The following is a 22,806-nucleotide window of genomic DNA, read 5'->3' on the forward strand; positions in this document are numbered from 1 at the left end:
ATTAATACATACGATCGTAACGGTCGAGGCGTAAAAGTAATCGGATCAGAATCGCTGAAAGCGCCGCTGCAATTAAACCAGGCAGCAGTGCCAACCATAGATAATCCTTAACCACTAAAATAGTAGCTGAAAGCGTAAAACCGCTGATTAACAGAGCATAACTTATTGAGAGCTGAATACTGCTCTGTCGCCGCAGCAGGCGTTCGGTTTCTATAGACCGAACGCGCAAGCGCATATCTCCTTGCTCTAGCTTCTCCAGTGTATCCTCTAATCTACGTGGCAGACCAAAGGCGGTACTACTTACCTGAGCTGCTTGGCGACTTAATTCGTTAAGAAAGCTATTCCCCTCAGAACCATTCATATCGGTCATAAGTTGCATTGCATAAGGTTTGGCAACTTCCATAAAGTTAAACTCTGGATCTAAGCCTTTACCTACCCCTTCTAGAGTAGAAAAGGCTCGCATCACGAAAGTGAAAGTTGCTGGAAATCTAAATGGCTGATTATAAGCTATTTCGTAAAGGTCGTCACTGATTGCTGCAACTGATTGGTTCTCAAAGGGCTTATCCATAAAATGATCCAGCATATACTGGACGGAACGCCGTACTGGGCCCATATCATCAGTTGGGGCGATCGCGCCTAAATCGATGAGAGATTGCACAACGCGATCGCCATCTTTTTGGGCAATACCAAACAGTGTTTCCATCAATCCTTCGCGGATGTTGGACTTAATCCGCCCCATCATGCCGAAATCGTAGAATATCAAAGCACCATTTGCACTAACAGCAATATTGCCTGGGTGAGGATCGGCATGGAAAAAGCCACTATTGAGTAACTGTAGCAAATAGGCTTGAGCGCCTTGACGAGCGATCGCCTTTCGATCTAAACCTGCTGCTTCTAAAGCTTCGTATTGGCTAATTTTAATTCCAGGGAGATATTCTAAAGTCAGCACTCTGGAAGTGGCGTAACGCCAGTATACTCTTGGAACATTCACCCAATCGTAGCCGCGAAAGTTCCGGCGAAAAGTATCGGCGTTACGACCTTCGTTAAGATAATCAATTTCTTCCCAAAGAATGCGACAACATTCTTCGTAAATACCCAACCAATCTCGTCCCCGCCCCCATTTGGGATGGCTTTGAAAGTAGCGGGTAATTCCTTTGAGAATCTGTAAATCTATTTCAAATAATTTCTTGAGTCCAGGACGTTGTACCTTGACAACAACCGATTCCCCAGTGTGTAACACAGCTTTGTGTACTTGCCCCAAGCTAGCAGCAGCTAAGGGAATAGGTTCAAAATTATGGAAGAGTTCAGGAATTTTCTTGCCTAGTTCTTTCTCAACGATCGCTTCTACTTGCTCATAACTAAATGCGGGTACTTTGTCTTGTAACTTGGCTAGTTCTTCTACATATTCACCAGGGAATATATCAGCACGGGTAGAAAACAGTTGCCCAACTTTGATGAAGGTTGGTCCTAAATCCAGTAGAGTATTGCGAATCCAAACCGCTTGGGTTTTGCGTCTTGCAGCTTGCTTTACGTCAGTCACACCACCTGGATAACTCCAAGATTTGTTGTATAGCCAAAGTTTGAACAATAAGGTCAAGACAAAAGACCAAATGTCCACAAAACGCCGTTTGCTAGAGTATTTTTCCCGATTCCAACGGTATGCCTTCTCTGAATAACCTTGTTCCATATACTTTGTTTACCGTTGGTTTGCGACCGAATCACTTGGAAGAAAAGACACTCTGATTCCTAAACTGTTTTTTCTTAAATGTCCTTTGTCATTTGTCTTTTGTCATTTGGACATAATTTTTGACCAATGACCAATGACTAATGACTAAAATTTATGCAGAAGTTCTACGATAATGTTGCAATTCTGTTCGTAATAGGGCAATTTCGGCTCGTAATTCATCAATCTCTGCTTGCAAGTCACCTGAATCAGAACTGGCTTGCCCAGTACCTGCGGTAGCTTGACTGGCACTAGCTGTTTCTGCTGCCCGATTTGCCCGCTCTACGACTTCTTCTGTAAACTGGCGCAACTGCTCTCTAGCTTCTGCATCAAATTTGCCCAGATCGCTCAAAGCATCGGTCAAGACGACCTCTAAACGCTCATTAACTACTTCAGCTACTGCTCTGCCTACGAAAAAGGCTTGCACAAGGGGGTTACTCATAAATTTTTGTTACGTTGATCCGCAAGAGAATTATAACTTGCCTGTATGCTTTGCGGCTTCTGTTGTTGAGCTAGAAATTTACATGAGGCGATCGCTTTATTTATCACATTCCAGCAACTCTCGATAATATTGCTCTGGTGTACTCGGTAAATAAGTTGTCCTTTTCAAAGTTTGTTCCCTCAACTTGAAACCTTGGGTAATGTTAATCCGACTGAGGAAATCGATATCGTGGGATATTACCCAAAGCGCTCCCTGGTAATCATTGATACCTACAACCATTTGCTCAACAGTTTCAATATCCAGGTTATTAGTTGGCTCATCGAGAATCAATAAATCAATTTCTGAGATACCGATCATAGCGATCGCTAATCTTGCCAATTCACCTCCACTCAGTATAGAGGTGCTTTTGTGAACGTCATCATCTTTAAAGAGAAAGTGTCCTAGTTGTTGACGCAAAAGCTGATAGCTGAGATGAGAATTAGTAGCTTGCATATTTTCCAGAATTGTGTATTGGCGATTTACCAATTCGTAGGTTTGATCGAGATATACAGCTTTCATTGCTGGTGTGAGCAAAACCTCACCTGATTCTAAAACCGCTGTTTGGTTTTCCATCCCCAAAATTGCTTTCACCAAACTCGATTTACCAGAACCGTTTGCGCCGATAATGGCTATGCGATCGCCAGATGATATATGCAGTTGAATATTTTGAATCAATAGACGCTTTGATATCTTAAGATTTGCACCCTGGATATTAATTAAATTTCGGCGCTTTTGATTTTTTTCTTCTAGCTGAATACTTGTTACTTTGGTAGTTTTGACCTTCGTCTGTGCAACCTTTTGATTAGCCTTTGCTACTGCTGCTTCATGTTTTTTTTTCGCAGTTCCGGTAGACACCTCAGCTTTGGTTTTAATTAGTCCTGCTGCCATTCTATCAATACTACCATTCAGAAACTTGGCGCGACCGTTGCGACTAGATTGGGCTGCGCGTTGCTGTTCTTGCATAGCTGTGGCTTGAGTACGTTTGAGTTCCTTTCTGGCGGCTTCGTGCGATCGCAATGCTACCTCTAACTCTATTTCTTTCTGTTCTCGATAGTACGAGAAATTACCGCCATATACTTTCAAGCCAACAGATGTAAGTTCCCAAGTAACATCTGTCACTTGGTCTAAGAAAAAAGGCTTATGACAGACAATTACATACGCACCTGTGAAATTCAAAAGAAACTGTCTCAAGCTTTCTAATGCTTGCAAATCCATGTGATTAGTTGGCTCATCAAGTAATAGCAAGTTTGGCTCTTGAGCTAAACCGATTGCCAGAAATAGCTTCGCAAGTTCTCCGCCACTCAAGTTAGCGATTGGCAAAGATAAGTCAAATTTAGTGTGAAATTGTGTTTGCAAAATATCTTCAATTTTCCACCATTCATCAGACATGGAAATCAGAAAATTAAGTACTGTATCTGCTGTAATTTCTTGTTTGATAGTGCTGATTTGTGGCAAATAATAGACAATACCATTACACCAAACTGAACCGGTACATGGGTTAATTTGACCTGCAAGTATCTTGAAAAGGGTTGATTTTCCTACCCCATTGCGACCAACCAAAGCAATGCGTTGACGCCCATGCGTCTTACCGAAGGCATCGCCTGCTTCGATATTCACATGAACTCCTTGAAACAAAATTCTATCTACGCTGAGTTTATATGCTAAATTCTCAGCTAACAATATTGATTTTTTCGGCATTCTTTTCAAACCTCAATTCGCAAACTTCCACCCGTGTGTTTCCAAAAATTACGGGTAGATTAGACACAAAAAAACTCAGCCACAGACAATCGTCAAACGGTTCTATGTAGATAGGAGTGATGACAATATTTTTAGTGCATGACTATGTGAAGTAACCCTGTCAAACTAGTTGCGTTTATTCTTTGTTGACATTTGTTGCTTTGGCGCAACAGGTGTTTGGTACTACTTCATTTGTGTTATCTCGTTGGAGTTGTGATGAGGTTTGATATTGACTACAGTGTAGCACGAAGGTATTTCGGAAGAGTAGCGATCGCTAACTGCGACAGTGGTAAAATAAACTAATAACTACTTGATGCCATATCCATTCTATGACTATTGCTCAAGAATTAGATTCTCAAGAAGGCATCTGTCAAGATGTTATATTCCCTCCTGGTGATTTATATAGCGATGAGCCTCCCTTGGAAAGCGAACTTCATCTAGAGCAAATCATGCTCTTACTCAAATGCCTAAAATGGCTGTGGCGAGATAGAAATGATTTCTATGCAGCTGGAAATTTGACTATTTACTACAGTCCACGCCAACGCAAATCAGAAAACTTCCGGGGGCCAGACTTTTTTGTAGTGCTGGGATGCGAACGTAAAACCCGTAAAAGCTGGGTAGTTTGGGAAGAAGATGGCAAATATCCGAATGTAATTCTAGAAATTTTGTCTGACTCAACAGCGAATACTGACAAAGATTTAAAGAAAACAATTTATCAAGATACCTTCCGCACACCCGATTATTTTTGGTTTGACCCTTACACACAAGAATTTGCGGGATTTCATTTAGTAGATGGAGAATATCAACCTCTACAAGCAAGCGAACAAGGATATTTGTGGAGTCATCAGCTAGGGTTATATTTGGGAGTTTATGAAGGTTTATTGCGATTTTTTACACGAGATAGACAACTAGTACCAACACCGGAAGAAACGGCAGAACAGGTACAGCAAAAAGCTGAACAAGCCGAACAAAAGGCTGAACAAGCCGAACAAAAGGCTGAACAAGCCGAACAAAAGGCTGAACAAGCTGAACAAAAAGCTGAACAAGCCGAACAAAAAGCTGAACAAGCCGAACAAAAAGCTGAACAAGCCGAACAAAAAGCTGAACGTTTAGCAGCAAAACTGCGGGAGTTAAATATCAATCCAGAAACAATTTAGACCAGAGCTATTTCATTTAGGATAGTGTTGCGCTAAAAACTCCTCAGCTTCAGTCTTATCTTTAATTACTCCATCCAAGGTAGCAGCAAGCATATCATCTAATATTTGTCGATATTGAGGCCCTGGTTTGTAACCCAGTTTCTTTAAATCATTGCCATTCAGTAGTGGCTGCACATTAGCCCAAACAGTTAAATATTCCCAAATCTGATGTCTGAGCGATCGCGGACTTTGCACAGCGATTAAAATCAGCATTGGTAAATCATACTGTCGCAACAACTGCATTACTTGACTAGGAATTTGACACTCAGGTAAAGATTCCATTACCTCAGCTTGGGCAGAAGCCAAGTTTTGCAAGCGTTTAATGCCATCTTCTTGCAATTGCAGATTTTTTGCTACTTTCGCCCGATATTGTGGTGCTAGATGGGTGATTAACGCTTCTAAACGCATTTCCCAATGAATGAGGGTTGGTTGCAGGTCAAATCGCCGCAAACAGCGTTCTAGCAAACGTAATTGTCGCAGGAGTTCTGCGTCTAGCTTTAGGGTAGGATGGATACATTGCAATGCCTCTAAGTTATCGAGTAACTGTAAAGCTGATTTCCAGTAGGGGGCTTCTAGGATGTGTTTTAATTCTGTTTTCAGTCGAGTTTGCAGGGCTGGAGTTCTGCTATTCTCTTGAGCAGTGCGATCGTAAACACCACTGTTGATGGCATAGCGGATAAACTCTTCAGTTTGCGATTCTATCTGAAATCCGAAGCGCACGGCAAAGCGCACGCCACGAAAAATGCGGGTGGGGTCTTCGATAAAGCTATTGGCGTGTAAAACCCGAATTTGTTTAGCTTGTAAATCTAGTAATCCACCAAAAAAATCGAGTAATTCACCAGTACGAGGGGAAGTCAGGCGCAAGGCGAGGGCGTTCATGGTAAAATCTCGGCGATACAAGTCTTGACGAATAGAACTCGCCTCAACTTCTGGATTTGCGGCTGGATAAGGATAGAATTCTGTTCTAGCAGTGGCAATATCTACCCAGAGAGAATCTAATTCTGGGTCTTTGTGCCACAACAAAGCCGCAGTTTGAAAAGCCCCGTGGATTTCTAAGCGAGCCATAGGGTAAAGTTGTTGGAGTGCCTTTGCTAATTCCACACCAGCACCGACATCTGCTGATTTATGAAAGCCATCAACCACAAGATCGATATCTTTAATCATCAAAGTGCCCGCTACTGCTTCTGTTAATAGCAAATCCCGCACCGCACCGCCGACTAGATAAAGATGCCAACTCCGTTTTTCTGCCTCTTGCGATGCTGTAGTGAGTAACTGCCACAGTTGCGGAGCAAGGCGATTTTGCAACTCAGTCCTGAGAGGAATTTTAAATTTTGTTAGCGCAGCGTTAGCGAGTCCATAAGCGTCATTTTGAATTTTGAATTTTTGTCCCTCTTGGTCTTCATCCCTTTCTTGATGTAATTCCCGCAAGACATCAGTACGGGTGACAATACCCATTAACTGCTCATTTTCCAATACTGGTAAGCGTCCAATATCATAAGTCACCATCACCGACTCAATTTGTGGTAATGTCGTATCTGGTGTAATCGTTTTGAGATTCTTAGTCATGTAGCCCTTGACTGGTGCATGACTAAATCCGTGGTGTAAAGCGATATCAATATCCCGCCGCGAAATAATACCTACTAGTTGCCCTTGAGTATCGACTACGAATAAACCAGAGTGTCCATAGCGTAATAAAATGCGCTGGGCTTCGGCAATTGTCGTTTCAGGCAGAATCGTGCGGACAGGAGAAGACATCAAATCCCTAGCAGTGAGGGGATGGGGAATTTGTGCTTTTATCCCGTCAAGGAGTTGTTTTAATATTGCCTGCGAATCAACTCCCCTTAGATTTAGCGATGCGGCTTGCGAATGACCGCCACCACCCAAGAGCTGAAATAATAGGTTCAGATTCGTTTTGGGAATTTGCGATCGCCCAATTACAGTTAAGCGTGAATCCTCTTTACCTAAAAGATACTCATTAGCCAATAATAGGGCATCAATTTCGGTTAATTCCACAAGTTCCGATGCCAGACTCGATAGCCCTGGCACAAAAGCCTCAGTTTTCAAAGTTACCCAAGCAACCGTATATCCATGTAGACAGAGAGATTCTAAACTTTCCAGAGATTCAGTTAATAGCTGCTGCAATTGCGGAGATAATCCGGGGTCACGGTAGGTGGAAATTACTGATAAACTAGCCCCTTGTTGCATCAACCAAGCCAAAGCTAGGGCATCCCGTGGTGTGGACTGGTCATATGTCAAGGAGCCAGTGTCAACGTGGATACCCAAAGCCATTACAGTCGCTTCGGCAGGAGTCAAGGAAATTTCCTGTTGTTGCAATTGCTCGACGATTAAAGTTGTGGTGGCTCCTACTGAGTCAATATGCGATCGCGTCGCGGAAATATCTGATTCTTGTCCTAAGTGATGGTCATAAACTATAATCTCTCTTACATCGGGTAAATCTAACCACTCAACAGCTTTACCCAAGCGATCGCGCTGTTGTGTATCCACCACAGTCAAAGAGCGAATTTTTTCTGAATTCACCGAACGGCGTTCAATCAGAGGATATTCATCCCGATGCAATGCTAAAAAATCCCGTACAGTAGGATGAGAGCCGCCAGTTAGCACAATCTTGCTTCCCGATAGTAGGCGCGTTAACCCTACTGCTGCTCCTAATGCGTCAAAATCTGCTGTTGTGTGGCAAAGAATTAAATCCATAGTTAAGAGTCATTAATCACTTGTACTTAGACAAAGGACAAATGACAAAAATGTTGCAATTTCTGCTAGCTTAAAAATAATAAGAAAGTGTCAGTGTCGCCCTTTAGGATATTCTATACCTTAGTATTTCGCTGTATTGGGAGAAGCAAAAATGACCATAATATTCCAATTTGCCTTGATAGGTCTAGTGGTGTTGTCTTTTGTCCTCGTTGTTGGAGTTCCGGTTGCTTACGCCACTCCCCAAAATTGGGGTGAATCTAAAAAACTGCTCTGGGTTGGTTCTGGCGTCTGGATTGGTTTGGTATTTTTAGTTGGTTTGTTAAACTTTTTTGTCGTGTAGGCGACGGCTTCGCTCTGGCGCAGGCACATAATATAAGAACTAGAGGGGCAGAAAAGCCAAGGTCAAAGGTTAAGGGAAACAAAGGATTTTTTCTTTTTCCTGATAACTTCATCCTGACCGCGCTTTCCTGCTCCTCTACATTTAAATAAGAAATGTATATTGGCCAGAAGTATAGTTGATAAAGAGGCAGTCATGGCAGTTTTCGAGGGAACTTTTACCCAAACGGAGCCTTTGCGGTTTGCAGTGGTGATTGGTCGATTCAATGACCTCGTTACCGGAAAGCTGCTAGAGGGATGTCAAGATTGTTTAAAACGCCACGGTGTAGACCCTAACCCCCAAGGTAATCAGGTGGACTATGTTTGGGTTCCGGGAAGTTTTGAGGTACCTTTAGTAGCTCGCCAATTAGCACTTTCCCATCGTTATGATGCTGTAATTTGTCTTGGCGCAGTCATTCGAGGGCAAACACCCCATTTTGATTACGTATCCTCAGAGGTTTCTAAAGGCATTGCCGCCGCTAGCTTTCAAACTGGGGTGCCAGTAATTTTTGGCATTTTGACAGTAGATACTATGCAGCAAGCCTTAGAACGGGCAGGCATAAAAGGTAATCATGGCTGGGATTACGCCCTGAATGCCCTAGAAATGGCTAGCCTGATGCGGCAACTACGTTCCAATCTGGCAGAGCCATATTCTCGTAATAGCCAGTCTTTACCACCCTCTTTTCAAAGTACCAGCGTCGGCAATTTAACTGTGGAGTCAGAAGAACTCGGCTAATCCGTCATTAGTCATTTGTCCTTTGTTATTCACTAATGACGAATGACGAATGACTAATGACTAATGACCAAATTAAGGGGTTGACAATTACAGATAAATCTGAGATATTAGTTGGGTGATGATCGCGGGTATAGCTCAGTGGTAGAGCGTCACCTTGCCAAGGTGAATGTCGCGCGTTCGAATCGCGTTACCCGCTTCCAACTAAAACCTCTTGAATTTAACAATTCCAAGAGGTTTAGTGTTTTTAGGGTGCGTTGAAGTGTTCGTAGATTAGCTCTGCACTTTTGTAAACCGCTCCAAATGTGGACAGATCGGTCAAGATTAGCCACAATCTATATTTGGACAAAGAGTTACACACTACAATAGATGTTTTAGCAATTCCCGCTTTGCAAACGCTTGTGAACTTTAAAGAATAGAGATTGGCTCTAATGCCAATCTAACTAACTTTGAGAACCGATAGTAATATAAATTGGCCCAAAGGGAAATTAGCGGGTTTGTTAATGTGTGTTGCTTACGAGTGTAGCCTTCCCCAAGGATTTGCTTTAGGAGTGGTCGCCAGCTATGCCTAAAATTGTACCAGGTGTGTCAGCATAATAAATCCCCAAAAACGCAACCAGATTACCTTGAAAGCGACAGATGAAAAGAAGGAAGTTTTTAAACAAGATCGCCAGCTACGGGGAAAGACTACAAATAGATAACTCCGTACTAATTTGGCAACTAGTATACTTAAAGTTAGCTGCATCTACTATATTTAATCAAGACAATGTTTGTATCGCCTTTCTATGTATATAAACACAGAAGCCTTTAAGGCATCATATTCTCGCAGTTCGTGTAAAACACGCTCAAGTTATTAGAACGCTTGTGCAATCCCAAAAACCCGAAAAAATCGATTTCAATACCGAATACCCCTGTCCCTGTCGTCGCCGGGGTCAGTTAATTCCGATTACGCTGACAGAAGCATTTGGTTGCGATCGCTGTCAGCAAATCTTTGTCGTAGAAGATAATGGTCATGTCCTAGAACAGCTTTCTACCACCTATCCCTACAAAAGGGCTTGGCGTTGGATGGGAAATAGTTGGCATGTTGTCCATCCCCGTTTAGGAGAAAGCTATCTGCCTATAGCACTTGGCATTATTTTCGTGCTAGTGATTATATGGCTGCCATTAGCACTGCGATTGGCAAATGGTTCCAGCATTATTGCTTGGGCAATGGTGGCGGTGCTATTGGCTATCCTACCAGCACTAATGGTCTGGCTTACCTACAGACGTTAACTCAATGACTGTTGAAGTTTTAGATGACCACCCCGAACCGATTACTAGTGCCCAACGAGCCTATCAAGCTTCCCTAAAGTTGGGACTCACAAAGGGAGCAGACCGCAGTCGTGCAGTATTGGCAATGGCCAAGGCGATTGAGCGCTCATTTGATGACATTCTAGAAGCCAATACCTTGGATTTAGAAGCCAGTCGGGAAATGGCAGTGCCTGAGCTGATATTGGATTGGCTGAAGCTGACTCCCACAAGGCTAGAGATGACAGTAGACATTTTACAACGGTTGGGGGAATTATCAGATCCGCTGCGACGCGTCAGAACTGCTGATTATCAACTGGAAGATTCCCAGAGTTACACCCAGTTAATGCCTTTGGGAGTGATTGGATTTATTTATGAGGCGTTTCCCGATTTAGGGGCGATCGCAGCGGGTTTTTGTATCAAAACTGGCAATTGTATAATTCTCAAAGGTAGTACTGAAGCTAGCCATTCCAACGCCACCATTGCTGAGGTACTGCAAAATGCGATCGCAGAAGTTGGACTAACACCAGGTTGTGTAGAACTGATTACAGCAGAACATGGTGCTTCAATTCGGGATTTAGTTACCCAAGACCAGTATGTGAATTTAGTGATTCCCTACGGACGTTCTAGTTTAGTGCAGCAGGTAGTTCGACAGTCAACTTGCCCAGTTTTAAAGTCAGCGATGGGTAACTGTTACCTCTACTGGTCGCCCAATAGTAGCTTAGAAATGGTGCGCTGGATGATTCTTAATAGCCATCAAAGTGAACCCGATCAAGTCAACGCCATTGAAAAGGTACTAATTCATCGTCAAGCCTTGCCATCATCAATAGCCGTTCTGTGGAACAGCTTGATGGAAAAAGGCTTTGAAATTAAAGGGGATGCAGAATTAGTACAAGCCTTTCCTCAGTTGCAGCTGGTAAAAGAAGGCGAATGGGGAAACCCTTATTTAACGAGGACAGTAGCTTTTAAACTGGTGGATAGCTTAGAGGCTGCGATCGCTTGGATTAATGAATACAGTAGTGGTCATGCCGACTCCATCGTGACTGAATCTTACCAGGAAAGTCGGCAGTTTGCTTTAGGAGTTACTAGTGCTTCTACCTACATCAACACTTCCCCGCGTTTTTCGCGCAACCCTTCGCGGGGAGATTCAGTATTTCTCGGTATGTCTAACCAAAAAGGTCATCGTCGGGGATTTATCAGCCTGGAAACCTTGACCACTGTTAAGCATATTGTTCAGGGAAATGGCAGGTTTTAAATAATTCGTAACTTCTACAGTAGAATTCTGAATTCTGAAGTAAAACTATCTTAAATCACCGTGAATAATTAAATTCCCCACACCTCAACGGTGCTGTCTCCACTCCAAACAAATAGTCTCTGTCCATCTGAGCTAATTGCAAGACGAGTAATTGACGATGAATGAGTTGTGAGACTACAAAGTTCATGTCCTGTACGAATATTCCACACTTTGATAATTCCATTTTCTCGACTACCACTAAGTAAAAAGCGTTGATCGCGGCTGACAGTAATTACAGGCATATACCCTGAAAGGCTTAAGGTGCAAATTACTTGTTGTGTTTGCCAATCCCATATTTCATAGTTTTGGTCAAAGCCTTGTTCTTCAGTCACTAATATTTGCGAATTTGAGTAAATGGGATAACGGCGATGAATATTTTCGGGGATAAAAATTGAAGGTATTATCTTTTGTTCATTAACATCCCAAAATGTTAGTTCATAGCCATTACGAGTACTTACAAGTGTTTGAGCATCTGGGCTAAAAGAAACTCCCCAAAATTCCTCCGACTGGATATTTGTAGTGAAAATCTTCTGCCCTATTTTTAAATCCCACACCTCAGCCAAATCAAGACAATGCCAAAGTCCTAAAACGCCATTGTTGGGTGCGATCGCGATTTGATCAAATTCCTTCATTGCTTCTGTCTAGAATGTGCAAATTACTTGTTGCGTTTGCATATTCCACACTTGAATTATGTTGTTATAATTACAAGTAACTAAGGTTTGCAACTCTTGGCTTATATCTACACAAGCTATACTGCGAACTTCATCTGTATATCTTTTAATAGTAAAAAGATACTCAAAAAATAAATATGGGTTGTATAGCTGTAATGCCAGTTTAGTTCTTGGCTCTGTACTTTACTGAAGTAGCCACTAAGCTGTTTCTTGAACATTAACCTCTGAGTTTTGTAAAGCTTTAATAATCAAGTCTAAGCCAGCTTCCCCATACTCAAAAGCATCTATAAGGGCATCAATTTTTTGTTCAACTCTTCCATGCGTCAGCAATTGCTTAACTCTTTCAATTCCTAGCAAAACTGCATCCTTTCTGAGTTACCAAAATTACAAAAGACTTAAAAAAGTAGAGAATATGGGAAATTTAGGAGGAGTGTAGACTATTCAAGTCGAGAAGCGATCGCCTGTTAAAGCTTATACTGAATCAATTTTCCTATAAAGTTATTTTGGTATTTATTTGCAATACTTAATTAAACTATAATTAACAAAAATAAACATAGATTAAAAATAATAACTAACATCATAATTTATTAAGTTCATCAGTCTAAATTGAGAGTATGCTTAATAGTTGAAGTCTAGTTGAAAATTTAAGCAACTTAAGTGTAAAAAAACTTAAACATTTGTTTAGTTTTTTATCCTTTGCTGTTTGTTTGAGTGTTAAATACTAAAAAACAAAGTTTATTTGTGCCGACTTACTAACTAGGTTGTCAAGCAAGGTGGTGAAAATCTGACCAGAGCCAAGTACCAACAGCGAAAACAAAAGTAAACTTCACAAAAATTACGTAAGATGATCAGAAGAATTTTGCTGGCTGTATCGGGATTGGGACACGCAGAGGAAATGCTCAAAACCCTGAAAGAAATCCCTTCAATTCAATCTGCAAAAGTTACGATTTTGCATGTTGTTCCTGCACAAAGAACTGCTACTATCATGACAGCTAAATGGGAAAATGGTGGTAAAATTCTGGCGAATGCCATTCAAAGTTTGAACTTAGATCCTAGTCAAGTTTCTTCAATTTTGCGTGAAGGCGACCCCAAAGATGTAGTTTGCCAAGTAGCTGATGAAATCGACGCTGACTTGATTATTATGGGTTCACGCGGACTGAAGCGGCTGCAATCGATTTTATCGAACTCAGTCAGTCAGTATGTTTTTCAACTATCTTCTCGCCCCATGTTGCTGGTAAAAGATGACATTTATGTCAAAAGAATTAAGCGTATTATGGTGGCAATAGACAACTCTGATTCAGCAAAAAACTGCTTGAAATTGGCTCTATTCTTGTTGCGAGATATTCAGGGCGGGCAGTTAATTTTGGCAAATATTAGTACAGATTTAGGCGGGAAAAAATCGGAAATAACCGAAGTTAACTCAGACAAAAATCCAGTTTTAGCAGCCGCAGTCGCAGAAGCTGAAAAACAGGGTATCCAATCTCGTTCTTATATCAGCAAGGGCAAACCTGGTGAAGAAATTTGTCGGTTGGCAGAAGAGTTGAATATAGATTTATTATTGCTCGGTTCTCCAGATCGTCGTCCATCGATCGCTAAGAGTTTTGTTGATATAGATCGACTCATCGGATCTTCTTTGTCTGATTATGTTCGAGTCAATGCCACTTGTCCGGTATTGTTGGCGCGGACAATCGCTTAAAGTAAACAAGTGCTGAGTAGAAGAATTGTTGTAATAGGATAGTAAAGAAGCAAAATTTGTCTTGTCTTTACTATTCAGCACTCAGCACGGGTTATGCTAACAGCACTAAGTTGGTAGTTGATAAATAAAAACCCCTACACTATTGGTGTAGAGGTTATTTATTTTATACACAATCTCTTAACTATCTTTTCCACCTTGGCGGCTAGCAGTTTGGATGTACAGAATTAGTAAAAACACAGCGGGCACTAGTACGAACAAAATGCTCGCTATGAACCCCAGGTCATTAACTTGCATGGCAAGAAAGCCTCTCTTAAATTTCCAGTCAACAACATTAGGATAGCATCATCTATGACAGAGTTATACCAATTCAAAATTCAAAATTCAAAATTCAAAATGTTCGCCTAGCGTCTCATAGAGAGGTAAGTAGGTCGGCGTAAATAATTATTGTTGGGATAAGGCAGGGGGCAGGGAGCAGGGAGAGAAAGAGTTTGAGCCTTATTTACTTTTCTTCACACAGTTTGGTTTTATTGCACCGACTTACTTAACTCAATTTTGGTAAGTATTTTGACTACTGACTGGATATAGCAAAGTGCTGAGTGCTGAGTGCTGAGTGCTGAGTAAAAACCCAGTTGCTTTAAAGCTTTGAGCAATCAAGACTGTCCTAACCTATGTGGCTACGGCTATACATGGCAGATTTGAGAACTTAAGGCTTCGTTACTACGCTGACTGAGCCATTCACTAAAGTTTGACAGGCAAGGCGGTAATTTTCTGGCTTTTTCTTGAATTTCCGGTTTTCTACGTCTGTGCGGGGGGAAAGATTTTCTAGTCCTTCGATTATCTCGACAACGCAAGTACCACACTGACCATTACCACCACAATTGGTCATCTTGCCAATCAATGTATATATGTCAATGCCATTTTGTATCGCCTTGAGCCGGAGATTAGCACCATCTGCCGCCACTACTTCTTTATTTTCTTTAACGAATTTGATATTACCCACAACTAATTCCTCCTTGACTATAAGCTTGGCTTTCAAGGCTTCATATTGACATAGCTTGATTAACATCTTATTTATTATAATAATTCATTGCAAAATATTAATAAATATTAACTTTATCAAACACGACGCTGCAAAAAAATAGGACAGGTACTCTACCTGTCCTATAAATTGAACAATAGATTAACTTATCTAAATCCCACAGCTGCTTGCCAAACGAAAGCAAGCAACAAGAAGAATACGGGGATAACTGGGAGAACGTCTACCAAAGGATCGAAGATTTGGTAAGCTTCTGGCAGTTTTGCTAATAAAAGTGCTGCTTCCATGTTTGTTTAAATCCACCTATCCAACACAGCTTTCATAATTGAGAAGTATCTTAACATAGTTTGGTCATTGGTCATTGGTCATTTGTCATTTGTCATTAATCCTCTGCTCTTGCACTCTCGATTTCTCATCTTTGCTTTCTTCGTTGAGCCAGTGACCAAATTCTGCAACAAAGCGATCGCTCAATATTGCTTCTCGAATTTTTTGCGTAAAGCGAATTAGTTCGGTAATGTTGTGAATGCTCAACAAGGTATAAGCCAAAATTTCCTGCGATCGCACTAAATGAGATATGTAAGCACGGCTAAAATTTTGACAAGTGTAGCAGGGACAAGTTTCATCTAATGGCGTAAAATCGTCACGAAACTTAGCATTTTTTAAATTCCAGCGTCCGCCTTGGACTATCGCTGTACCATGTCTTGCCCAGCGGGTAGGAATTACGCAATCAAATAAATCTACACCAGATGCGATCGCGATCGCCATTTCCCGATAAGTACCCACACCCATCAAGTAACGCGGCTTTTCGGGGGGTAGAAGCGGTGCTGTCGCTTTGACAATCTCAGCCATTAATTCTGGCGGTTCTCCCACACTCACGCCACCAATGGCATATCCTGGTAAATCCAACTTAGCCAAAGCTTCCGCCGCACGGCAACGCAAATCCAAATACACGCCCCCTTGCACAATCCCAAACAACGCCTGATCGCTGCGTTGATGAGCTGTTATACAGCGTTCTAACCAGCGGTAAGTGCGCTCAGTTGCAGTTTCTACCTCTTGGCGAGTTGCTGGGTAAGGCGGACACTCATCAAAGGCCATAATCACATCGGCCCCCAAAATATTTTGAATCTCAATGGAGCGCTCTGGTGTTAAGTTAATAATTTGTCCATCACGGGGCGAGCGAAAAGTTACGCCTTCTTCAGTAATTTTTCGCATCTCGCTTAAGCTGAAGACCTGAAACCCACCCGAATCTGTGAGCATTGGGCCGTTCCAACCCATAAATTTATGCAATCCACCACCCCCAGCCACGATCGCTTCTCCTGGTTGTAAGTGAAGATGATAAGTATTGGATAAGATCATTTGTGCCCCAGTATCTCGTAGCTGGGTTGGGGTGATAGTTTTGACATTAGCCAACGTTCCCACGGGCATAAATCTGGGGGTTTCTACAAGACCGTGAGGGGTGAAAAACACTCCTGCTCTAGCTTTTGTCTGACTACAGCAAGCAAGACATTGAAAAGAAAAATTCGCACTCATACCATTTGGAATTTTAGATTTTAGATTTTGGATTGTGAAACATTGGTAAAGAGTTTCAGAAATCCATAACTAGTACAACGCGGCAGAAATAAACCTACCATTTCATTACAGCCAGAAAGCCCAAAATGAAAGCTTTTTGACTTTTGATTTTTGACTTTTGACTTTTGCCTTGCGGTACTAGCAGCCATAAAACCAAATGGTATTAGGGCAAAATTAATATTATTTGGCTAAATTATGGACAAACATCAAAATTGGTAATTGAGTTTTAGTGAACACTTCAGCATTCATTACTAACCTAGTTACCAACTTTACGAGTATATACTCTAAATAATTGTTATTTAGAAAGAATCAGAACAGTCATCGTCAATTTCTGCATCCCACCTGGCTGAGAGTACTTGTTCCATCATCGCTTCTATAGCGCTGACATTGAAGCTTCGCTCTCGTCGCTCTTGTAAAGGTGTCGATTGGGGAATTAACCGCAGACACACTCCTTCTTGGATCAAATCAAAGTAGGTTTCTTGTTGCGACGACTGTTTTAGTTCCAAGTAATCAAAACTACAAACATTCAGATATAGCGCGCGGTTAGCCACTAAGGTAGACCTTTGCGGATTAGCAAAAACTTCCATCACATCCCCTTCACCCTCGCTCAGTACCTTATCTTCTTGGGTGTAGATGTAGTGGACTCGACCTAAATCTGCCAGCAATCGCCGGATGTCGAGCTTATTCACAATGATGCCCGTGTTAATAATGCACGGAGCTGGTATCCTGGTGTCGGGTAGATGGTGACTCATAGGAAAATTGCGATTGAGCTAAGGAGAGCAACAACATAGCTAAACTGTCATAATTGAATAGCTTGTTTACTCCCTACATTTAAAAAAATATCAATTTTATGGGGCAATCGTCTAATAATTTGGAGTAAGTTTTTAGTTAACGAATACAAAACACAAATTTTACTCCCTGATGGAATTTTAACTTCCTAAATAATTGTTTATGTATAAAGAATTACTCCAATTATTTAATTGCCACTTAGACCAGCATAACAAAATTTTCAACGAGAATGTTTAATAGAAGTAAATCTTATCTAAAGTTTTAAAGTCTACTGATGTTGGTTGTACCGAAATCAAGACTATTATCCAGCAATTTACCAAAAATTAATTGTAATTTAGATGACGAAACAGCAACAGTGGTGGAAAAAGCTGCTGTTAAAGCTGGCAGCTAGTATTATATTTTACACAATTATTCCACTACCGTATTTAAACGGATTGGATTTTCGGGGAGTGGCACGTCTTGCTTCCCTTGTCGGGTTGATGATTGGGGGAATTTTAGGGTTACTGGATACGGGAATAGATTATATTGGTATGCCCGTGCTAACTCGTAGTACTTTGGTAGTAAGTGTTTGGATTGCCATAACTGGAGGATTGCACTTAGATGGGGCAATGGATACTGCCGATGGTTTAGCAGTGGGTGACCCAAATCGGCGACTGGAGGTGATGGCAGATAGTGCCACAGGAGCTTTTGGAGCAATGGCTGCGATCGCCTTGGTGATGCTGAAAATAACAGCTTTAGCGGATATGCCAGAAAACCGTTGGTTATTGCTAATGGCTGCTTGTGGCTGGGGACGTTGGGGACAGCAACTAGCGATCGCCCGATATCCTTATCTGAAAGCAACTGGTAAAGGCGCATTTCACAAACAAGCCATTCGTTCTTACAAAGATTTGTTACCGGGATTGTTGTTGTTGTTTAGTTTGAGTGGTTTACTTTGGCTGATAGATAAACAGCAGCTATTTCTCGCACTGACAATGATAGTTGTTGGAAGTGCGATCGCCACTTTAACTGGTGCATGGTTCAACCACAAATTAGGAGGACACACTGGAGATACTTACGGCGCAGTCGTTGAGTGGACTGAAGCCTTATTTCTCTGTGTATTAACCGTTTTTTAAGAAATGAGGGAGATGAGGGAGATGAGGAGGCAGGGGAGGCAGAGAAGAGTAACTCTTGACTAATGACAAATGACTAATGACAAATGACTACTTCATTTAATCGGTTGCAACTTCGTCACTTTGAGTTTAAAAGCCCCAACCCCAGTTTCCCCAAAAGACCGGACACGAATAACATAACTCCCTGTCTCCACGATGCGAGTAAAGAGTAAGGAATTGCTACTACCATCAGGGCCATCATCATTTTCTGCCAGAGTCGAACCATCAGGTGCTAGCAGTGTGATGATACTATCAAAGTTTTCCGATGACAGGTCAACTGCTAAATTATCGCCCTTCTGCAACTTCACAGTGTAATCACGGGCAAACCCACCTTGACCTGTGGGAATATCTTTGTCGGACAGGCTATCGGAAAGTTCAGTGCTGTTAGATAAAGGTATTGGACTATACAATTTATTTTGAGCAAAAGCTCCACTTGTACTAATGCCTATTGCCAGCAATGTGGCAGGAATGATGATGAGTTGTTTTAAACCTGCCGCAAAAACTTTATTCATACATTTTAAGCAATTTTTCTACAAAAATAGGTTAATTCGGTCAATGTATCCACTTATTAGTCAAAGCTTGCGCGTTAATTCTTGATTTACCCGTCTTTGACGGCAGTGGCTACAGCTACTAATCCTAAGACCACAATTCCATACTGACGAAGTGTTTGCACAGCAGACCTGGCAGTAGCACCAGTAGTATAAATGTCGTCCACTAACAGCACAGGGACATTTGGAGGACGATGGCGAAATTCTTGCCCAATAGCAAAAGCTTTGTCCAAGTTTTTTTCTCGTTTAGATACCGACAAACCAAACTGCGCTTCAGTTTCTCGCACTCTTGCTAAACCGTTTAGTTTCAATTTTAATCCAGTTATTTCGCAGAAGCTTTGTGCTATCAGTGCAGCTTGATTGTATTTACGTTGTTTTTGTTTGCTAGCGTGGAGTGGGATGGGAACTACCACAGGCTGGCTATCTCGCCTTGGTGAATTTAACAACCATGCTTCTCCTAACCATTGACCCAAAGGACGAGCTATTTGGGGTTGATTTTCGTATTTCATCGCTGCGATCGCTCGTTTCACTGGGCTACCATATTCCCCCCAGCCAAACACAGGTATAGGCTCTTGCCATAGAGAAATCGGGTCTTTACGTTGACATTTTTGCAGTTGTCTGGTGCAGTTTTGACAGAATTCTTGGGAAGTTGCGCGTTGACATAGAGGGCAATGGGATTGGAGAAAAAGATTGAGTAAGCCTGTGAGATTTTTAATCCAAGCGTGCATTTAGAATCGTCCTTTGTCTTTTGTCATTTGTCATTTGTCATTTGTCATTTGTCATTTGTCCTTTGTCTTTTGTCCTTTGTCCTTAGCTAATGACTAATGACCAATGACTAATGACTATTGACCAATGACTTAACATACACGCGATCGCACCTTGTTGTTTCTACTCCCGTTGCTGGAGTGTAGCCATTGCTTTCATACAGCTTGACTGCTTCCACCAAAACGCTGGCGGTTTCAATCCAAATTTGTTGAAAACCACGCTTTGCGATCGCTGCTTCTAGCTGTTGTAACAAATATTTCCCTAATCCTAAACCCCTGATGCTGGGCAAAAGATACATTTTGCGGATTTCTACAGCTTTTTTGCCTCGGTGTATGGGGTAATATGCTCCAGTACCTACTAACTGACTTTGGTGTTCAATTACCCAAAACTCTCCCCCAGTAGCTAAATAACATTCCTCTACGCGCAGCACATCTCGGTCAGCACCCTTTGGTTCCCAACCCAGACCGTATTCTGATAATACATAACTGATGACTTCAGCGGCTCTTGTGCGATCGCTTTCCACCCAATCACGAATTAAAAAATCTTGATAATAGTTTTTCATTACCATTTGCTGGTCAAGTTTACACAGAAAAATTTTCTGCATCTATATCCCAATTTACTCAGCAAATAGCAATTCTTGCAGAGTCTATTTCAGGCTGTACTCTCAAGGCGTGAATTATGTCAGTGCTAAGAAAAGTCAGGAGTGCTGAGTGCTGAGTGCTGAGTAACCCCATAGCGAAACGGGGGGATTGAAGTAAGGACGTATTATTTTTTCTTCCATACTTAAAAGCAGGGGCAACTCTTAGAGACGCTGCGCGAACAGACCTTCTGTGCTGAGTGCGATTATTACTTCTTTACTGAGCACTCATTACTCAGCACTCAGCACTGTTTCGGTCATCTTTAACGAAGAAGAAATCGGCTCTACATCTACCTACATCATCAATGCCCAACCAGGTGTATTCTTGCCAAATATGCTGATTGACAAATTCTTTATGACCTTAAATTTAGATTTATGTAAAAAATAATTCCAAAAGATGTTCAATCTCTGCCTTTTTTGCAACATTTGCCTGTACTGCGATTGCACCTTCGGCTGCAAGATGTTTGGCAATAGAGGCATCGATTCTTTTGGATACACGCGTAAAAACTGCAATTTTTCTTGCTAGTTTTTTTATGGTTGTTGAGTTTGAAAGAGTTATCCGAAACGGGTTGCGAAAAAACAAGAACGCACCCGTTTGGGTCTTCAACTAGGTATCCATTTCGTTACCATTTCAGGGCTGACTCGATCTGCCATGCCCACGGCGATGGTGGGTGATGACGCGATCGCCCGCAATGCCAGGAACAGCGCTTGGATTTCCCAGCTATCAGCATTAAGCGGCCAGCCGTGCCAGAGAATAACTGTGGGCCCTGTTCCCCAGTCATTGTAGTATATCTGCGTACCGTCTTTGGTAGTGATTGTACTCATGTGAATCCTATGTATATCGAGAGCAAAGACAACTATTAGGGCAATGTCGCTTCAGAAATGCTCAAAGTGTTGTTGGCGTCAGCTTTCGAGGACTCATTTGCTGGAACGGATGCAGTTATCTCCCCAATGGTGCTGTCGTTTGTCCCGCTACCAGGACGCAAGGCACTTAAAGCAGTTTTAATCACAACAGCTGTAGGTACTGCCACAATTACACCCAACAGTCCGCCAATTCTTGCCCCTGTTAAAACTGAAATTAAAATCCAAACTGGATTTAAACCAGTAAAACTGCCTAAAATTCGGGGAGCAATTAAATTTTCGAGAATTTGCTGTACAATTACCGCTGCGATCAACACTCTCACACCCATTGAAAAATCTTGCAACGCTACCAATAGTGTAGTCAGGGCGATGCCTACAGAACCGCCAAAGGGGACAAGAGCCATCAGACCAATAGTTAGTCCGAATAGCAATCCAAATGGCACTTTCAGCCACAAAAAGGTAGGAATAAGGGCTGAAGCCATACAGGTAGATAAAATCAACTGGGTGATGAAGAAATTTTGGAAGCTTAAGCGGACTGTTTTAGAGAAAGGATCGCGAAATTTATTAGGTAGCCATTCGACTAAACTTTCCCAGAGTTCACCCCCGTGCTGTAAAAGATAAAAAGTCAAAACTATCGTCAAGAGAATATCTAGCAGACTAGTAACTGTGAGTACAGCTAGATTTAAAACTTGTCCTGCGATCGCTTGTAATTGTCCTTTGACGCGATCGTTGATTTGCACCACCAGAGCATCGAGGTTAATCGGTAAGCCAAAAGTCTCAGCTTTTCCATTTAATATCATTAACTGAGAGCGTCCAGAGTCGATTAACTCTGGCAAACGCGCCACCAGTTGTTGAGCTTGGGTAAGAGCCAGGGGAAAAAGTGTCACACCCAATGCCAATAAAATCGATAAAGCCAAGAGAAATACTAAAATAGCAACTTGCTCTCGCTTCGCACCATGATGCTCCATCCAGCTCACGGGGTAGTTGAGCAGAAATGCTAGCACTGAGGCTCCGACTAAAATGACTATGAGAGAATGGAAATAATTGAAAAATACCGAAAGTGCCCAACCATTGAGAACTAGCAGCGGAAGGAATAACGCGATCGCCCCGATTCGCGCTATTGGTGTGAATCTTTGCCACCAGTCGAGTAGCTTGCGTGTCTGCATTTTGAGCTGATTGGAATAGAACTAAATGAAATTTTTCTTTACAGCTTATTATCTCTAACTATATGAGTCTTATTCATCCTTCTAGTTTAGGAGTTAGACTAACCCCAATGGAGAATTTTGAACTAAAAGAGAATGGGGAGTGGGGAATGGGGAGTGGGGAGTGGGGAGCAGGGGAGCAGGGGAGCCAGGGGGAGCACGGGGAGCAGGGGGAGAATAATCATGCCCCATCCCCAATGCCCAAAATGCAGTTGCTTTTACATTTAGTTCCGATCGTCGGCTTTTTTCCATCCTTGTGGATGCTCTATCGGGGCCAGGGTAGTCGGGAACAACTTGCTATTAGTCGTCTGTCTATTACTTTGGCACTTACTTGGTTGTTGAGTTA

General features: G+C 42.0%; 24 protein-coding genes, 1 tRNA gene and 1 pseudogene. 10 read left to right on the top strand and 16 right to left on the bottom strand.

Translation table 11 applies throughout. The features are described from left to right. Position 1: 1 nt before the first annotated feature. The 3 genes from V7K41_RS13075 to abc-f all read right to left on the bottom strand — a co-directional run bounded on the left by V7K41_RS13075 (position 2) and on the right by abc-f (position 3,902). Positions 2–1,687, bottom strand: coding sequence for an ABC1 kinase family protein (locus V7K41_RS13075; protein ID WP_334848710.1), 1,686 nt, complete (start codon positions 1,685–1,687; stop codon positions 2–4). 151 nt (positions 1,688–1,838) lie between these two features. Further along, entirely contained in the window at positions 1,839–2,165 is a 327-nt protein-coding gene (locus V7K41_RS13080) for a DUF6825 family protein (protein WP_334848711.1), read from the bottom strand. 96 nt (positions 2,166–2,261) lie between these two features. Beyond that, a complete protein-coding gene (gene abc-f, locus V7K41_RS13085) occupies positions 2,262–3,902 on the bottom strand; it encodes a ribosomal protection-like ABC-F family protein (RefSeq protein WP_334848713.1) in 1,641 nt (546 codons plus the stop codon). A 368-nt stretch (positions 3,903–4,270) separates the two neighbouring features. On the opposite strand from abc-f, the gene V7K41_RS13090 reads away from it, so the two are divergent. After that, entirely contained in the window at positions 4,271–5,098 is an 828-nt protein-coding gene (locus V7K41_RS13090; RefSeq protein WP_334848715.1) for a Uma2 family endonuclease, read from the top strand. Positions 5,099–5,110: 12 nt separating this feature from the next. On the opposite strand, the gene V7K41_RS13095 is transcribed toward V7K41_RS13090, so the two are convergent. Continuing rightward, complete coding sequence (locus V7K41_RS13095; protein WP_334848717.1) at positions 5,111–7,849, bottom strand: CBS domain-containing protein; 2,739 nt, start codon at positions 7,847–7,849, stop codon at positions 5,111–5,113. A 151-nt stretch (positions 7,850–8,000) separates the two neighbouring features. On the opposite strand from V7K41_RS13095, the gene psbZ reads away from it, so the two are divergent. From psbZ to V7K41_RS13120, 5 genes are all read left to right on the top strand, one after another. Next, entirely contained in the window at positions 8,001–8,189 is a 189-nt protein-coding gene (psbZ, locus tag V7K41_RS13100) for a photosystem II reaction center protein PsbZ (protein WP_104908235.1), read from the top strand. Positions 8,190–8,381: 192 nt separating this feature from the next. Continuing rightward, complete coding sequence (ribH, locus tag V7K41_RS13105) at positions 8,382–8,960, top strand: 6,7-dimethyl-8-ribityllumazine synthase (protein WP_334848719.1); 579 nt, start codon at positions 8,382–8,384, stop codon at positions 8,958–8,960. 124 nt (positions 8,961–9,084) lie between these two features. After that, a tRNA-Gly gene (locus tag V7K41_RS13110) sits at positions 9,085–9,156 on the top strand. Positions 9,157–9,821: 665 nt separating this feature from the next. Continuing rightward, positions 9,822–10,229 carry a hypothetical protein gene (locus tag V7K41_RS13115; protein ID WP_094348002.1) on the top strand — a complete coding sequence of 136 codons (408 nt, stop codon included), beginning with the start codon at positions 9,822–9,824 and terminating at the stop codon, positions 10,227–10,229. Between the two features lie 4 nt (positions 10,230–10,233). Then, positions 10,234–11,499 carry a glutamate-5-semialdehyde dehydrogenase gene (locus V7K41_RS13120; protein WP_334848721.1) on the top strand — a complete coding sequence of 422 codons (1,266 nt, stop codon included), beginning with the start codon at positions 10,234–10,236 and terminating at the stop codon, positions 11,497–11,499. Between the two features lie 68 nt (positions 11,500–11,567). Here V7K41_RS13120 and V7K41_RS13125 read toward each other — a convergent pair whose 3' ends face one another. Both V7K41_RS13125 and V7K41_RS13130 read right to left on the bottom strand, forming a co-directional pair. Beyond that, entirely contained in the window at positions 11,568–12,170 is a 603-nt protein-coding gene (locus V7K41_RS13125; RefSeq protein WP_334848723.1) for a WD40 repeat domain-containing protein, read from the bottom strand. A gap of 237 nt (positions 12,171–12,407) precedes the next feature. Then, positions 12,408–12,566: a hypothetical protein gene (locus V7K41_RS13130; RefSeq protein WP_334848725.1), complete on the bottom strand. Its 159-nt coding sequence runs from the start codon at positions 12,564–12,566 to the stop codon at positions 12,408–12,410. A 487-nt stretch (positions 12,567–13,053) separates the two neighbouring features. On the opposite strand from V7K41_RS13130, the gene V7K41_RS13135 reads away from it, so the two are divergent. Further along, the gene (locus V7K41_RS13135; RefSeq protein ID WP_334848727.1) at positions 13,054–13,905 is read left to right on the top strand and encodes a universal stress protein; all 852 of its coding nucleotides are present in this window, start codon (positions 13,054–13,056) and stop codon (positions 13,903–13,905) included. A 177-nt stretch (positions 13,906–14,082) separates the two neighbouring features. Here the strand turns inward: V7K41_RS13135 and psbM are convergent, their stop codons facing one another. From psbM to V7K41_RS13160, 5 genes are all read right to left on the bottom strand, one after another. Next, a complete protein-coding gene (gene psbM / locus V7K41_RS13140) occupies positions 14,083–14,199 on the bottom strand; it encodes a photosystem II reaction center protein PsbM (protein ID WP_273762658.1) in 117 nt (38 codons plus the stop codon). A gap of 409 nt (positions 14,200–14,608) precedes the next feature. Then, the gene (locus tag V7K41_RS13145) at positions 14,609–14,905 is read right to left on the bottom strand and encodes a 2Fe-2S iron-sulfur cluster-binding protein (protein WP_334848746.1); all 297 of its coding nucleotides are present in this window, start codon (positions 14,903–14,905) and stop codon (positions 14,609–14,611) included. Positions 14,906–15,090: 185 nt separating this feature from the next. Then, complete coding sequence (locus tag V7K41_RS13150) at positions 15,091–15,228, bottom strand: photosystem II reaction center protein K (RefSeq protein WP_006195022.1); 138 nt, start codon at positions 15,226–15,228, stop codon at positions 15,091–15,093. A gap of 85 nt (positions 15,229–15,313) precedes the next feature. Further along, complete coding sequence (gene tgt, locus V7K41_RS13155; protein ID WP_334848729.1) at positions 15,314–16,471, bottom strand: tRNA guanosine(34) transglycosylase Tgt; 1,158 nt, start codon at positions 16,469–16,471, stop codon at positions 15,314–15,316. A gap of 338 nt (positions 16,472–16,809) precedes the next feature. Next, entirely contained in the window at positions 16,810–17,262 is a 453-nt protein-coding gene (locus tag V7K41_RS13160) for a hypothetical protein (protein ID WP_334848731.1), read from the bottom strand. Positions 17,263–17,637: 375 nt separating this feature from the next. Between V7K41_RS13160 and cobS the strand changes: the two genes are divergently transcribed. Next, entirely contained in the window at positions 17,638–18,411 is a 774-nt protein-coding gene (gene cobS, locus V7K41_RS13165) for an adenosylcobinamide-GDP ribazoletransferase (RefSeq protein ID WP_334848733.1), read from the top strand. Between the two features lie 92 nt (positions 18,412–18,503). On the opposite strand, the gene V7K41_RS13170 is transcribed toward cobS, so the two are convergent. The 3 genes from V7K41_RS13170 to V7K41_RS13180 all read right to left on the bottom strand — a co-directional run bounded on the left by V7K41_RS13170 (position 18,504) and on the right by V7K41_RS13180 (position 20,322). Then, complete coding sequence (locus tag V7K41_RS13170) at positions 18,504–18,959, bottom strand: PPC domain-containing protein (protein ID WP_334848735.1); 456 nt, start codon at positions 18,957–18,959, stop codon at positions 18,504–18,506. Positions 18,960–19,045: 86 nt separating this feature from the next. Continuing rightward, positions 19,046–19,723 carry a ComF family protein gene (locus tag V7K41_RS13175; protein WP_334848737.1) on the bottom strand — a complete coding sequence of 226 codons (678 nt, stop codon included), beginning with the start codon at positions 19,721–19,723 and terminating at the stop codon, positions 19,046–19,048. A 107-nt stretch (positions 19,724–19,830) separates the two neighbouring features. Next, positions 19,831–20,322 (bottom strand): GNAT family N-acetyltransferase, encoded by a 492-nt coding sequence (locus V7K41_RS13180; protein WP_334848739.1) that lies wholly within the window; start codon positions 20,320–20,322, stop codon positions 19,831–19,833. Positions 20,323–20,590: 268 nt separating this feature from the next. On the opposite strand from V7K41_RS13180, the gene V7K41_RS13185 reads away from it, so the two are divergent. Then, positions 20,591–20,785 (top strand): hypothetical protein, encoded by a 195-nt coding sequence (locus V7K41_RS13185; RefSeq protein WP_334848741.1) that lies wholly within the window; start codon positions 20,591–20,593, stop codon positions 20,783–20,785. Positions 20,786–21,000: 215 nt separating this feature from the next. On the opposite strand, the gene V7K41_RS13190 is transcribed toward V7K41_RS13185, so the two are convergent. After that, positions 21,001–21,222 carry an alpha/beta fold hydrolase gene (locus tag V7K41_RS13190; protein WP_334848743.1) on the bottom strand — a complete coding sequence of 74 codons (222 nt, stop codon included), beginning with the start codon at positions 21,220–21,222 and terminating at the stop codon, positions 21,001–21,003. Between the two features lie 35 nt (positions 21,223–21,257). Beyond that, positions 21,258–22,424, bottom strand: a complete 1,167-nt coding sequence (locus V7K41_RS13195; protein ID WP_334848745.1) for an AI-2E family transporter — start codon at positions 22,422–22,424, stop codon at positions 21,258–21,260. A 107-nt stretch (positions 22,425–22,531) separates the two neighbouring features. Between V7K41_RS13195 and V7K41_RS13200 the strand changes: the two are divergent. Then, positions 22,532–22,806 (top strand): annotated as a pseudogene (locus V7K41_RS13200) (hypothetical protein); the annotation flags it as partial.

It is taken from the genome of Nostoc sp., assembly GCF_036917415.1.
Classification (GTDB): Bacteria; Cyanobacteriota; Cyanobacteriia; order Cyanobacteriales; family Nostocaceae; genus Nostoc.

Excerpts from the sequence above, each read along its gene's own strand:
- V7K41_RS13075 (WP_334848710.1), bottom strand. The coding sequence starts at position 1,687 with ATGGAACAAGGTTATTCAGAGAAGGCATACCGTTGGAATCGGGAAAAA.
- V7K41_RS13080 (WP_334848711.1), bottom strand. The coding sequence starts at position 2,165 with ATGAGTAACCCCCTTGTGCAAGCCTTTTTCGTAGGCAGAGCAGTAGCT.
- abc-f (WP_334848713.1), bottom strand. The coding sequence starts at position 3,902 with ATGCCGAAAAAATCAATATTGTTAGCTGAGAATTTAGCATATAAACTC.
- V7K41_RS13090 (WP_334848715.1), top strand. The coding sequence starts at position 4,271 with ATGACTATTGCTCAAGAATTAGATTCTCAAGAAGGCATCTGTCAAGAT.
- V7K41_RS13095 (WP_334848717.1), bottom strand. The coding sequence starts at position 7,849 with ATGGATTTAATTCTTTGCCACACAACAGCAGATTTTGACGCATTAGGA.
- psbZ (WP_104908235.1), top strand. The coding sequence starts at position 8,001 with ATGACCATAATATTCCAATTTGCCTTGATAGGTCTAGTGGTGTTGTCT.
- ribH (WP_334848719.1), top strand. The coding sequence starts at position 8,382 with ATGGCAGTTTTCGAGGGAACTTTTACCCAAACGGAGCCTTTGCGGTTT.
- V7K41_RS13120 (WP_334848721.1), top strand. The coding sequence starts at position 10,234 with ATGACTGTTGAAGTTTTAGATGACCACCCCGAACCGATTACTAGTGCC.
- V7K41_RS13125 (WP_334848723.1), bottom strand. The coding sequence starts at position 12,170 with ATGAAGGAATTTGATCAAATCGCGATCGCACCCAACAATGGCGTTTTA.
- V7K41_RS13135 (WP_334848727.1), top strand. The coding sequence starts at position 13,054 with ATGATCAGAAGAATTTTGCTGGCTGTATCGGGATTGGGACACGCAGAG.
- psbM (WP_273762658.1), bottom strand. The coding sequence starts at position 14,199 with ATGCAAGTTAATGACCTGGGGTTCATAGCGAGCATTTTGTTCGTACTA.
- V7K41_RS13150 (WP_006195022.1), bottom strand. The coding sequence starts at position 15,228 with ATGGAAGCAGCACTTTTATTAGCAAAACTGCCAGAAGCTTACCAAATC.
- tgt (WP_334848729.1), bottom strand. The coding sequence starts at position 16,471 with ATGAGTGCGAATTTTTCTTTTCAATGTCTTGCTTGCTGTAGTCAGACA.
- V7K41_RS13160 (WP_334848731.1), bottom strand. The coding sequence starts at position 17,262 with ATGAGTCACCATCTACCCGACACCAGGATACCAGCTCCGTGCATTATT.
- cobS (WP_334848733.1), top strand. The coding sequence starts at position 17,638 with ATGACGAAACAGCAACAGTGGTGGAAAAAGCTGCTGTTAAAGCTGGCA.
- V7K41_RS13170 (WP_334848735.1), bottom strand. The coding sequence starts at position 18,959 with ATGAATAAAGTTTTTGCGGCAGGTTTAAAACAACTCATCATCATTCCT.
- V7K41_RS13175 (WP_334848737.1), bottom strand. The coding sequence starts at position 19,723 with ATGCACGCTTGGATTAAAAATCTCACAGGCTTACTCAATCTTTTTCTC.
- V7K41_RS13180 (WP_334848739.1), bottom strand. The coding sequence starts at position 20,322 with ATGAAAAACTATTATCAAGATTTTTTAATTCGTGATTGGGTGGAAAGC.
- V7K41_RS13190 (WP_334848743.1), bottom strand. The coding sequence starts at position 21,222 with ATGAGTACAATCACTACCAAAGACGGTACGCAGATATACTACAATGAC.
- V7K41_RS13195 (WP_334848745.1), bottom strand. The coding sequence starts at position 22,424 with ATGCAGACACGCAAGCTACTCGACTGGTGGCAAAGATTCACACCAATA.